The following is a 12,780-nucleotide window of genomic DNA, read 5'->3' as shown; positions in this document are numbered from 1 at the left end:
ATCTACCCCAACTCTTTGGGAGTATTCTACTTGTTAATAAATGACTCAGAAATCAAGCAACGACTAAAATCCTAGCTATATTTAACACTATCCATGTGGTTCAGATTTTTGGGCATTATGTCGCATAGCCGTTTTTGAGTTTGCCAAACTCATTAGGAGTACTTCAGTGTTTAATTCTTCATTACGTAAAAGCCTTGAAATCAGTGAAACTAAACGCAAGGAAGCTGAAGCCACTATTGACTCAATAAAGGATTGTATTGCCACTATCGAATTCTCGCCAGAAGGCGTTGTCATTGATGCTAACCATATATTTTTGAATGAAATAGGTTATAGCCTGCATGAGATCGTCGGCAAACACCATAGATTATTCTGCTCCTCAGAATTAGCCAATTCACCTAGCTACCAGCAGTTTTGGACAAGCCTAAAATCTGGCCAACCTAAAGAAGGCAATTTTCAACGGTTCCGTAAAGATGGCGAAGAGGTCTGGTTAAGGGCAACTTATTTTCCGATCAAGATGGACGGCAAAGTCATCAAAATTATGAAAATTGCCTCTGACATCACCCAAGATAAACACAAACTCGATGATCAAATGGCCATTTTTACAGCGCTTAATCGTGCCCAAGCCATTATTGAATTTAAACCCGATGGCACCATTTTGCAGGCTAATGAAAAATTCTTAAAAACCATGGGATATCAAGCTGCGCAAATCGTAGGAAAACACCATCGAATATTATGTTTCGATGCCTTTTATCAACAGAATCCGCGCTTTTGGGATGAACTCAAACACGGTAGATATCAACAAGGACTCTTCGAGCGTAAAAATGCCTATGGGAATTCTATATGGCTAGAGGCCGTGTATAACCCTGTGGTGGATGAAAATGGCAAAGTGGTTAAAGTCATTAAATTTGCGAGTGATATCACTAAAAGAATTGAGCAAAGTCATGCTGTACGACAAGCGGCGGATATTGCACTTGAGACATCCCAACTCACAGTAGAGCAAGCTATTGAAGGTGTTAAATTACTGGATGCGACAGTTAATACTTCAAATGCTATCGCGGAACAAACGGTAAAAACCACTAAATCTATTACCCAACTCAATGAGCAATCCCAAAGTATTCAAGCGATTGTCGCTACCATAAGCTCCATTGCTGACCAGACGAACCTACTGGCACTTAATGCAGCAATAGAAGCGGCCCGTGCTGGCGAACAGGGACGAGGCTTTGCTGTGGTGGCCGATGAGGTACGTCAGCTTGCCGCAAGGACCAGTAAATCCACCAATGAAATTGCCGCCGTTGTTGAGAAAAATAGCCAGCTCACCGCCAGTGCCACCAGCATGATGAACGAGGTGGAGCGAATCGCTGAACAAGGTAAACAGCAGTTAGTAGAAGTGACAACTGTGATGAGCCATATTCGTACTGGCGCGGAAAATGTCGCCAATACCGTATCCCAACTGTCGATTGATGAGCAACATCGTTAGCATTAAAACGCCTTGGTTTGGGATACAGTCAATCATTATCCCAAACCACTGTTTATCCCCAATTATCTCGCCCTAGAGACCTGACCGATAAAGCGGGCCTTAGATCAAATTAAAACTCGGTTTTTCGCCCTTCGTAAGCGGCACACATCTGCTGCATTTGCGCCTCTTCGTAGGGGCGAAGGCCACTCATCACTAAGGTCTTAATTCCGGTACCGACTAAGATATCACCGCTGTGCAGTTCAAAGTGCAGCGTCACATCGCCACGCTTGCCATCAATCTTAAGCTCTTGTTCTACAAGCGATAGGTTTACTTCAACAAAGTCGAGTGTCGTCAAGTCGAATGACATGCTTTCGTAGATCACTAAGGGACGCTCAGGATTGATCATCACTTGATGTTGTTTCATTAAGGGCATCAGAATGTCGATAAAATTGTGTCCCGAGAAGGCCACATAATTACGAATAAAAGATTCGGTTTGTGCATCACAACGGCTAGCATCACCTTGGCGAGTGACATGTAAATAGGTTTTATCGCGGTTATCGCAAATCGAAAAGCTATCGTTCACTTGTTCAGGAAATTGCAGCTCAACCCCATCACCGACCATGCCAGCAAAGGTAAACTTCATGCTTTGGCTTAGCCCATACTGGGTTAAGACTAAGGCAAATAACAAATCGCCAGGCACACAAAAACGTTTTGCGCCCACATCGTGGATAGGGTTAAAGTCTTGAGCGATTTTTTTAGCGAAGTCACTGGCTTGTTGTGCAGAAACAGAAATTGATTGATTTTGCTTTGAAAAATAAGGCGATAGAAACATATTCACTCGTTCTTTAATGGCTCAACATTGGGCTAACAACATAATGGTCACGAGTCTACCTCAGTTTTGGCATTTCACTCACCCGATGACTTGAGCAACCAGATACAAGCTAGAGTCATGGCACTCGGCTGCACCATGACCATATTTGTTAGGACTAGACTCGCTTAAATTCTCGCTTTAATTGAAAACTCTCATCGGTCACTAGCTGCTCTAATACTTCAACCCGTTCGCGAAGTTTATCAAGTTCAATATGTAACAACTGGTTATCTGCCTGAAGCTTATTATTGGCAGAACTACCGCGCTCGCGGATTTTCATAATCGCGACCGCATATCCTCCCACAATGGCAAAAATCGGGATAAGTAATGCAAGGGTTGCTGGGTTCATAATGCGTCCTTTTACAATCGATCTATTGGGTTCCAGTATGAGCAACATAACCTAAATGCACCAGTGACAAAAGTCATGACATCAGCCCAAACTTATTCCTTATCAAAGCTATCTACTACAATCGCTCCCATAGAAGCGGGCATGCTAATCACGATAATCCGTTTAAAGGAAGTCATGGTGTCGTCAATTAAGGGCAATTTATCGAGACACAAGAGCACTAAACTGACGACACAAGCACTTATCAAATAGGCAATAATAATCCGGAAAATAAATACCGGCAGGCGGTGACGAATATTCTGTTGGAACACACTCTGGTAAGTAAACGCTCCGAGAAACAGCAACGACAAACCAAATAACATCAGCAAATTCAGTAGTGGTAAGGTTTCTCCGAGTTGCCATGCCTCTTCAGAAAAACCGATGGGCACAGCGAGCGCAAAGGCACCTACACACACTTGAATCGCATCTTCGGTATTAAAACGATAGGTATCAAATTGAAAAGCCATAGCTTAATCTCCCTGTCTTGCCTATGGCTTGAATAAGCCTGTTATCGAGTTATCCCTGTTAACTTAGCTACAGGCGCTCTTCAAGGGATTTGAGTCTTTCTTTCGCTTGAGCGGCATAATCATTTGAAAAACGCTCAGCCAATACGAGACTTTGCTGGTACAGGATTTGTGCACGCTTGGGATCGGCATCGCCGCCCTCTCCTGCATCGAGTAAACTGGCCAATTGAAAATAAGCCTTACCAAGCACATCTTGTTGAATACCTTGCTTTTCACCTTGAGAGGCAACCTTATCAAGCCAATAACGAGCTCTTTGTGGGTTGCGCTGCGCTGGTTTCAATAAGATATCGGCATATTCTGCGGCAGCATACAAATCCCGCTCGGCGGCAATCTCCCAAAACTCTTGGCTTTGTTCAAAATCCTCTAGCCAATAATAGTAATCACTGGCAGCGCTAAGGGCCAAAGCGGGGTCAGCCTGTGCACTCAAATGATAATTGGCTAATGCCGCCGTTGCATCATGGTAGGGCGACCAAGGCAATACTTGGTAGAGAGCCATCATACTCATAGCCTCTGGCACACCTTGACTAACCAACTGTTTTAACTGCTCCCAAGCCTTAACTTCTGCGCTTTTTGCCTCGGCGGTATTTGACTTGCCTTGCAGTATGGTCTCAAAGGGCTTACGAATAAGTGCCATTTTGGCATCCATATCCCCAAGCCTAGCAGCACGTTGTAACCAATATTGGCTCTGATCAACCTCCCCCGCATAGGCGGCCTGTGATCGCATCCACTGAATAGCAATTAAGTCATCACCCTCGGCCGCCTCTCGGTAGAATTTACGCGCTTTTTCTTCATCCTTCGCCAGTGCATGACCTGCCCAATAGATGTGCGCTAGCAATCGCTTATCTTCGGCCTTGGTGCTTGCGCTTAAGGTATTGAGCATAGATTCAGGCTTACCATAGGCATAGAGATGCACATCTCCACGCGGATAACGATATTCGGTACCATCGGGGTAATGCACCGAAATATCGTCAGCTTGGCGCCACACATTCACTTGATAATCAGGCAAAACCTCTGGATTAAACTGCACCCGCAGCACAGCCTCTTTATCGAAACGCACCATTTGCGTTGCACTGCTCGACCATAAACTGCTGGTCGACTGCAAATTACTCTTAAGCTTTACCTCAAAGGGGCTATCTGTTTTGGGGCTATAGATAACCACTGGGTAATACACAGGATTAAGGGTAAGCGGTAACGCGGCAACCAGATTAGTATCTTCTTCACTGCCAGCATGTATCGGTTCGATAGTTAGCTCTTGGCTTAAATAAAATCCATCATGGGGCGAGGCTTTGGCCGGTGGCTCGCTCGATGTTAATAATGGTGACGTATGTAAATAGTTATCTTTTAATGACTTAACCCTTTGCCATATGGGATGACTTGGCATCAAGTTAAGGTCAAGGACTAAGTCCTCCAACTGCCAATCGCAATCTCCGCCCCCTTGCAAGGCTAACGTAAGGGTGAATGGTTTAGCGACAGCGCCACTTTCAAGCGATTGACGCAATACCGAGCTTTTATTCAGTGTGGCGCGATAGGGATTAGCAATATCACCATTCGGGAAACGGATTTCTTTACGGGTACAAACAGAGGAAGTGTAATAGCCCACAAGTTCTAGTTGGGTATGAGCAGGTAAACTCCCCATAAACTCAAAACGCTGTGCATTCTTGGGTGGTGTAGTTTGGTCAACAGGCAACTCTCGCTGCCACAGGCTATCCCAAAATCCCGCCCAAACGGGCGCTGAGAGAAACGAGCTTAAGCATAAGCTTAGCCAAACCAGTTTTGAAATAGAACTCATAATGCCAGCTCTCCATTGCTGATGAGATTTAGTCGCTCTTGAATAAATGTCTCTGCGTTGGTTTTCACCCCATGATCCCTTGCATTTGCTGCATGCCACATACGTAAACTTAGCGCAGTGCAGCTAATGTCTTCACGATATCACTAAAGCGTGGGCGACAAGATAACGCCGGCTGCATACAGTGTGCTTTTAACTGCCGCAGTTGAACTCGCAGCGCGTCGTCTTCATCGTTATCGGCAAAGGGTAATAAGTCATCAAGTAAACACCCTAGGGCGCGCACCTCAATAGCCTCCATGGCATCACGTTCCGATGTAGGCAATTTTGCTAAGTTTGAGGCGGCGCCAAAGTCACCGAACAACAGCGCCATTTGCTGATTAACCATCATATTATGGGCATAGACATCACCATGGCTCACTTGCTTCCCGTGCATATGCGCTAGGGTGTCAGCTAATTGCAAAGCGATTTCAGTTATGCCCTTCAGGCTAAATTCGGTCCCCGCTTTAAAGGTGTCTCGGGTACAAGTCGCTAGAGATGGCGGTAAACCTAAGTTACTAAATCCTTGAGGAATCAGTTCCATCACTAAACCAAGTTGATCCTGTTGACTGATATGCGCTAAGACTTTGATGAGATTTGGATGTGCGCCCGTAGTTAAACAACAATCCAGCTCATCGGCAGGATAGCCATCACTGGTCACCTCTCCCTTAAATAACTTAACCGCAATATGTTCGCACCCAGTAGCAGCCACCATAGCAGGATTTAACCAACGACCTTGGTAAATAATGCCAGAAGCCCCTTCACCGAGTTTTTCACCGAGCTCAATGTCCGCTAATGTCACATTTGGCATACTCGCCACATCGGCATGGGGATCAACCAAGGTATGGCTAAAGGGATTACCCGCAAACGCCAGCCAAGTGAGTTTGGGTAGCTTAAGCACCCAGCTTGGAAGCGCTTGCAGTTGATTAGCCGACAAACGAACTAATTCTAAGTTATGGCATTGGGCCATAGATGCGGGCAGCGAAGTTAAGCGATTACCTGCCAAGGCTAATTTTTGCAGACGATGCAACTGCCCCATGCGCTCGGGCAAGGCGGTGATTTGGTTATCCGTTAAAATCAACCAGCGGGTTTGTGGGGGCAACGATGCCTCTGGCACAACACGAATTTGGTTAGCCTTAAAGCCAATCATCTCCAATTTGGGGCACTGACCTAACACTTCTGGCAGCACTTCAAAGCGGTTATTGGAGGCAAACAAAATCTTTAGATGGGTTAAACGATATAAATCATCGGGCAGTGAACTTAACTGGTTATTGGATAAATCGAGGATCTCCAGCGTATCGGCTAAATCAAAGATTTCCTGCGGAAACTCAGTGAGGTTTTCAACCAACTGTAATCGAGTAACCCCTTGTAATTGTCCTGCTTTTAACTGCGTTAACGTCTGCACTCTCTAACCCACATCAATGAAAAATCGCTGCTATGTTAGCTTATTTAGTGGTAAATCTAAATGTGACCTAGGTGGTCAAATTATCAGCAAAGCTATCCAGAAACCGCAAAACAGATTAGCATGTGCAACATTATCTATACCCAAGCAACCTAAAGATATCAGTTTCAGAGCGCCTAGGGTGCTCTCATTCAAGGTGCATCAAGGACAAATGTCGACCACATTTTGAATTGCTGCAATACAGAAATGGCGTACACAAACACTCCGTTTCGGCAGTCTTAAACACAGAAGCCTGCATCGAGTTAGGCTGTTTGGGTATAACGCCAAGTTAGCAAAAATGACAGGATAATCATGCGGAAAACCTTTCGCCAACCGAGTGCATTAGCAGTGCTAATGATCGCCATGTTGACAGCCCAACTCAGTGGCTGTGCGACAACGTCGGCGCAAACCTCGCCCATGGAATTTGCCACCACAGCCCCAGAAGCTGAAGGTGATAGCGGAGATACCACACAATCTCATCATGATAAAAAAGAGGTTGTCGACGAGCGCTATGCCGATGTATGGGAGAAAATTCAACACGCCCGTACTATTGATGTGCATGACGATGCAGAAGTGCGCAAACAGCGTAACTTTTTCGATGACAAGCAAAAGTTTATGACTCAGGTGACCCAGCGTGCCGAGCCATTTTTATACTATATTGTGAGTCAACTCGAAGCCCGCAATATGCCACTAGAACTGGCACTATTACCAATTGTCGAAAGTGGTTATAACCCGCTGGCGCAAGCAAATGGCCCCGCCGGACTTTGGCAAATGATCCCCGCTACGGGCCGAAACTTTGGCCTAACGATCAACTCAGCCTACGATGGTCGCAAAGATGCATTGGCCTCGACCGATGCCGTACTCGACTATTTGCAGCACTTACACGACACCTTAGGTAACGACTGGATTAACGCCGTTGCGGGCTACAACAGTGGCGAATTAGTGATTAAAGCCGCTATCGATAGAAACAAAGCTAAAGGCAAACCTACGGATTTCTGGTCGCTGAATATTCCTGCTCGCCAAGTACAAACCGTGCCTAAGTGGCTGGCATTTATCCAAATTATCCGCGCCCCAAGCCATTACAATCTCAAAGTAATGCCGATTGCCAATCGCCCATTTTTGGAACGCTTACCCGCGCCCAATGGCGTTGAAATAAGCCAAATCGCCAATGCTGCGGGGCTCACTAAAGCGGAGTTCAAAACCTATAACCCTGGATACCGTCAAAACGTGATCCCCAGTAAAGGCAAATACCAAATTGCCCTGCCGATTGAAAACATTGGCCACTATCAAGAAAATCAGCACAAGCTCTATGCTCAAAAACGTTACGACAGCCAAACTTATATCGTGAAATCCGGTGATAGCTTAGGTTCGATCGCAGCTAGATTTGATTTATCAGTCAAAGAGTTAAAACAGGCAAATAATCTGACCTCTGATCGCCTAAAAGTCGGCCAAGAGCTCACGCTATTAACGCCAATGGCGGCTAATGATAATGAGCCAGAGCCCGCAAAAGCTAAGGCTAAAACAGACAAATCATCGACCAAAGCGAATGCGAGTAGCACTAAAGCCGCCACCTCAAAATCGACCGATAAACCAGCGGCTAAAGCCAAAACCTACAAAGTAAAATCAGGGGATTCACTGGATAAAATCGCGCGTAAAAACAAGGTGAAACTCGCCGATTTAATGAAGTGGAACCAGCTCAATGCCAAGAGCATTATTAAACCCGGCCAAGAGCTAAAACTGTCAGAATAGAGACTGTTAATACGAAAAAGCACTACCTAGGTAGTGCTTTTTTATTGTCCAATTTATTTACAGCTCAACCGCTGCGATTAAAGCTTAACTAGGTTATAGCCAAAGCTAGTTGAGGCATCCTTATTCAGCACCATAGTGACGTTGTCTTGATTATTAAAATCGATCATATCAGAGGCGTAAACCACCGTTTTTGAGCCATTTTCGACCGAGATGACCTTGATAGAATACTCACCTTTAGGCACCACTAATGATTGCGGTGCTGTCGGATTAACCGCACTGATCTTATAGGTTGCCGTATCAATAGTGTCGTTCGCCTTTAAAAAGTACAAAGTAAGGTTACTCTTATCGGCAAAACTCACGATATCGAACTTGAAGCTGTAGGGACTTGGCGTTTGAGTTTGTTTCATCTCCATCGCCTTCACTTGGCTGCCCTGCTCGTAAATAAAGATGGTTTTAATATCATCTTGATTAAGGGTGATCAGCACATTATCGAGCAATTTCGCTTGGCTAGTATGGTCAAATACGCTCACGCCAAAGTCATTAAACTCGGCGCCTTTATAGGCCGTTACGCCAAAGGGAGCCACATTGCTAAATAGCGCTTCTTGTTTACTACTCACCACTTTCACATCAACATTATGTGTGGCCAAGCCATTGAACACTCTAAAATCAACACTGCTTTCGAGGGCGACATGGTTACGCACATTGGTGGTAGAATCGACGCTGTCTAAACTGATTTTAGCCGCTGATGCGCCAAAGCTTTCCCTTAAAATCAACTTATAGGGCACCTTGGTTTTAAAGTTAATGCTCGCCGTGGTATAGCTGATATTGGTCGTACCCGCCGCGGTCAGATAAATTTTGTAGTCGCCCGTATCCAAAATTTGTGGCGTTGAAACCTCACCATAGGAAACGCTGCCAAGCATCACCGCATCAGCAAAGCCTTTATCCGCTTTGGCAATATACGCATCGTAAGCAGGTGCATTGGTTGCGGTATGGGCAATCAACAACTGCATTTTGCTCTTGTCTGCCTCGGCATTTTGTTTATCAAGCTCGGTGCGCGAGTAATTGATATTCAAAAGGGCTGGCGAGGCAAAATCCCCATGTAATACAAAGAAATGGTCGGTTGCCGTTTTTAAATCGATATTCTCTTTATAGAGTGAAATATCTTTATTTGCCGCATCCTTACCCATCACCTCGACAGCACTCACGCCGGGAGTTGATGTAAAGCGTGGCATCGCATCGGCGTAACTCACACTTTCATAGGTTTTATCGCCAATCTTCAGCGCGGTATCAGTGCTGCCAACTGTCGCGTTGTAAAATTGCACATAGGTATCGGTTTTGGAGGTATCCTCATCCTTGTTATTATCGGAGCCACCGCAAGCAGTAACCCCTAAACAGGCGAAGGTCATTACTGCGAATCCTTTGAGTTTATTGTTAAGCATTGTATCCCTCATTTGCAGACAAAATTTCAGTTCAGTCTACGCAGTTATACAATGACAACAATGGCAATTTCCACTCAAAACAAAAACAAATATTTTACAAACTCAAACACTTAACAAACATTTCAGCAACCAAGCCAATATTGATACAAATCACATTTTTCGAGCGCTGAATTGATACAAATACCTTTTGCGATACGTTTACTTACAACTCAAATAACTTCTTTTACGCTAAAAATTATTTGGCTTTAAGCACAGACGTTCGGACTTTAACCTACTTTGGCTCCATCCCAAGATACGCGACAACCTTGTTCGTCTTATACGATTGGGTTACTCTCGCATCGCCAATTAAGCCTTAGGGATGGATAGGGTTTGCAAGGGATTCTTAACTACTACAAACAGTGTTTTCAACACGATAGTGCTGAAATTAACCTTTGGTCTAGCCACAAACTTGCTGAGCAAGAAAAGCTATTGCTCCAAGGTGAAGACGAGTTAAGCAGTGGCTTTCTGCCTCGCTTGCCGGTGCTATTTGCTCCCGCCTCGGCATTAATGGCGCGTAGTGCCTTGTATCTACGAGAAAAAGTATTATTGCACTGTTGTCTGTTTTTCTGTGGCACTGTCGAGCTTAATGGCGAAAAACGTAAAGTCGTCACGCCATTGCTGTACCGCGAATGCCAATTGCAGGCCGATGGCGATAGCATTTACCTCGAATCTAATCACAGCTTCTCTGGCGGCGGGCTATTCACCATCAACGAAGCCCTGTTAGAAAAATTAGTCGTTGAGGGACACAGCTTAAGTCAAGAGCTACGCGATAATCCAACGGATGTCAGTGGCTGGATAGCTTGGCTGCGGGCAGGCCAAGCCGATGTTGATACCAGTCATTTATTGCATTTTCCCAAGCTGATCGATGAGGCTGAATTCACTGGCTTATGCCGTAAACGTGGGCAGTTTATGGTTAGTCGCAGCCAAATTATTCTTGCAGAGCGTTCGCAGGCCAGTCGCGGCATATTGCACGAACTCGACAATCTCATTACAGCACCCTCACTCTCTGCGCCGCTTCAAGCGCTATTTGAGCAAGCGCCAACTCGAGATTCAGTTAATCACAATGTCGACACCCAAGAAGCTTATCTTCCAGGGCTATTAAGCCGCGCGCAAATTCAAGCCTTAAAGGTGGCGGCCAATCAAACTTTGGGGCAGATATCGGGCCCACCGGGAACGGGTAAAAGTTACACCATAGCCACAGTGGCGGCCGAGCAGGTATTAAGGGGTAAATCGGTACTTATCGTCGCCCACACCGACGTTGCCGTTGATGTGATTGCCGACAAGTTGCAGCAGCAATTCCAGCTTGGGAGCAGTCTTATTCGAGCTGGCTCGCCGCAGTTTATTAAAGTCCTTAAAAACCAGATAGATGAAATGCTCCATGGCCAGCATCCAGCGACTGATGAAACCATCTCGGATAGATTGCTATTAAGTGCAAAACAGCAACTTAATACTGTGACTCGCGAGCAAACTAAAATGGAAGCCGGTTTTATACACCATTGCCGCCACGCCATACGTCGCGGCCAAAAACTGGCGACCTTACAACAAGGACAATCGCGCTGGCGCTTAGGATTTTACAACTGGGCTTACCGTGCAGGTATCAAAAGGTTTGCCCAGCAATGGGATGTGCTCGATAAATTAACGGCCCTCATCGCCCAAAAAGAAGACTTAAGCCTCAAATACTTACAATTAGCCACTCACTATCGATTACACCAATTGCTCAAACATAAGCGCAGTACGCTGGTGAGTTTTGCCAGTGCACTTCGCGCTCGGCAGTCCGCTAAGCAACTCGACGGTTTCGACAAAACGGATTTTGATGCCTTAAAGCAAACCTTTCCCATTTGGTTATCGAGCCTTGCCAGCTTGCATAAAGTGCTGCCCATGGAGCAGCAAATGTTTGATCTAGTCATTATTGATGAAGCCACTCAAGCCAATATTGCCGCCTGTTTACCGGCCTTACAGCGGGCAAAAGCGGCACTGGTGGTGGGCGACAGCAAACAACTGCGCCATTTCTCGTTTTTATCCCGCGCAAAACAAACCCAAATCCAGACCCAACTTGGACTTGCTGCGGATTGCCGCGGCCTAATGAGCTACCGTGATGCCAGTATGCTCGACTTAGTATCGCAATCCCTTGCGAGCCAATCCCAAGTGGTATTTTTAAATGAGCATTTTCGGAGTAAACCTGAGCTGATCCAATTTAGTAATCAGCAGTTTTATCAAGGTATGCTGAAGATTATGCAGCACAGACCCTGCACAAGTTCAGGGCACTTACACCGAGTCCAGGTGACTGGCAGCCGTGATAGTAAAGGAATTAACGCCATAGAAGCGGAGGCATTAATTGAAAAGTTAGCTCAACTGATTGATGAACAAGAGAATGCATTAGTGCCCGCCAGCATTGGTGTACTCTCTTGTTTTCGCAATCAGACGGAGTATTTATCCCAGCAGATCCTCGCACGCTTTAGCACGCAGCAAATAGAACGTCATCAATTACGGATTGCCACGCCCTTTGGTTTTCAAGGGGAAGAGCGCGATATTATGCTGCTGTCGTTTAGCATTACGGCCAACGACAGCCGCGCCGCCGTGTATTTAAATCGCGAAGATATGTTCAATGTCGCCATCACCCGCGCTAAACAAATGCAGTGGCTATTTTTATCGGTACAAGCGCATGAGCTCCCCAACAATAATTTACTGGCAACTTACTTAGCATCGGCGGGCCAATTTCAAGCGGCACATAATTATGTCGATGCCCTCGATAGCTTCGGCCAGTCGGTGGCACTCGCGATTGAAGAAAAAGGCATAACAGTCTGGCGCGCCTACCATATGGCAGGGCTAGAACTGGATATTCTGTGCCGCTATGGTAACCAATATTTAGCAATAGATTTAATCGGTTACCCAGGGCCATGGGCGGACTTTTTCGATATTGAACTGTATAAACTGTTACAGCGCGCAGGGATTAAACTTATCCCCGTCAGCTACGGATTATGGTGTCAGCAGCAAGAATTGTGCATCCAATATATTTGCCAGCAATTGGGTATAAACCAACCGAGTTAATGCTGCAAA

General features: G+C 45.6%; 9 protein-coding genes. 3 read left to right on the top strand and 6 right to left on the bottom strand.

Features of this window, described 5'->3' with window-relative positions; all coding sequences use genetic code 11:
* Positions 1–166: 166 nt before the first annotated feature.
* Positions 167–1,477 (top strand): PAS domain-containing methyl-accepting chemotaxis protein, encoded by a 1,311-nt coding sequence (locus FJD32_RS25225; RefSeq protein ID WP_140907234.1) that lies wholly within the window; start codon positions 167–169, stop codon positions 1,475–1,477.
* 109 nt (positions 1,478–1,586) lie between these two features.
* On the opposite strand, the gene FJD32_RS03555 is transcribed toward FJD32_RS25225, so the two are convergent.
* From FJD32_RS03555 to FJD32_RS03535, 5 genes are all read right to left on the bottom strand, one after another.
* Positions 1,587–2,288: a DUF3581 family protein gene (locus tag FJD32_RS03555; RefSeq protein WP_037421914.1), complete on the bottom strand. Its 702-nt coding sequence runs from the start codon at positions 2,286–2,288 to the stop codon at positions 1,587–1,589.
* A 154-nt stretch (positions 2,289–2,442) separates the two neighbouring features.
* Complete coding sequence (locus tag FJD32_RS03550) at positions 2,443–2,673, bottom strand: hypothetical protein (RefSeq protein ID WP_037421910.1); 231 nt, start codon at positions 2,671–2,673, stop codon at positions 2,443–2,445.
* 92 nt (positions 2,674–2,765) lie between these two features.
* A complete protein-coding gene (locus tag FJD32_RS03545) occupies positions 2,766–3,176 on the bottom strand; it encodes a DUF2391 family protein (RefSeq protein ID WP_037431171.1) in 411 nt (136 codons plus the stop codon).
* Between the two features lie 67 nt (positions 3,177–3,243).
* The gene (locus FJD32_RS03540; RefSeq protein WP_140907233.1) at positions 3,244–5,022 is read right to left on the bottom strand and encodes an SEL1-like repeat protein; all 1,779 of its coding nucleotides are present in this window, start codon (positions 5,020–5,022) and stop codon (positions 3,244–3,246) included.
* Between the two features lie 109 nt (positions 5,023–5,131).
* On the bottom strand, positions 5,132–6,460 hold the full coding sequence (locus FJD32_RS03535) for a leucine-rich repeat-containing protein kinase family protein (protein ID WP_055647844.1): 1,329 nt from the start codon (positions 6,458–6,460) through the stop codon (positions 5,132–5,134).
* Between the two features lie 348 nt (positions 6,461–6,808).
* Here FJD32_RS03535 and FJD32_RS03530 point away from each other — a divergent pair, with 348 nt between their 5' ends.
* Entirely contained in the window at positions 6,809–8,245 is a 1,437-nt protein-coding gene (locus FJD32_RS03530) for a LysM peptidoglycan-binding domain-containing protein (RefSeq protein WP_055647843.1), read from the top strand.
* A gap of 77 nt (positions 8,246–8,322) precedes the next feature.
* Here FJD32_RS03530 and FJD32_RS03525 read toward each other — a convergent pair whose 3' ends face one another.
* Complete coding sequence (locus FJD32_RS03525) at positions 8,323–9,684, bottom strand: DUF4397 domain-containing protein (protein ID WP_055647842.1); 1,362 nt, start codon at positions 9,682–9,684, stop codon at positions 8,323–8,325.
* 369 nt (positions 9,685–10,053) lie between these two features.
* Here FJD32_RS03525 and FJD32_RS03520 point away from each other — a divergent pair, with 369 nt between their 5' ends.
* Positions 10,054–12,771 carry a DEAD/DEAH box helicase gene (locus tag FJD32_RS03520; RefSeq protein WP_140907232.1) on the top strand — a complete coding sequence of 906 codons (2,718 nt, stop codon included), beginning with the start codon at positions 10,054–10,056 and terminating at the stop codon, positions 12,769–12,771.
* Positions 12,772–12,780 lie beyond the last annotated feature (9 nt).

Origin of the sequence: Shewanella sp. LC6 (genome assembly GCF_006385735.2) — a bacterium.
GTDB lineage: Bacteria > Pseudomonadota > Gammaproteobacteria > Enterobacterales > Shewanellaceae > Shewanella > Shewanella xiamenensis.
Note: the sequence above shows the minus strand (reverse complement) of the source record. Positions and strands in the feature narration are given on the sequence as shown.

Coding starts and splice junctions, on each gene's coding strand:
- FJD32_RS03540 (WP_140907233.1), bottom strand. CDS start 5,022: ATGAGTTCTATTTCAAAACTGGTTTGGCTAAGCTTATGCTTAAGCTCG.
- FJD32_RS03530 (WP_055647843.1), top strand. CDS start 6,809: ATGCGGAAAACCTTTCGCCAACCGAGTGCATTAGCAGTGCTAATGATC.
- FJD32_RS03525 (WP_055647842.1), bottom strand. CDS start 9,684: ATGCTTAACAATAAACTCAAAGGATTCGCAGTAATGACCTTCGCCTGT.
- FJD32_RS03550 (WP_037421910.1), bottom strand. CDS start 2,673: ATGAACCCAGCAACCCTTGCATTACTTATCCCGATTTTTGCCATTGTG.
- FJD32_RS03545 (WP_037431171.1), bottom strand. CDS start 3,176: ATGGCTTTTCAATTTGATACCTATCGTTTTAATACCGAAGATGCGATT.
- FJD32_RS03555 (WP_037421914.1), bottom strand. CDS start 2,288: ATGTTTCTATCGCCTTATTTTTCAAAGCAAAATCAATCAATTTCTGTT.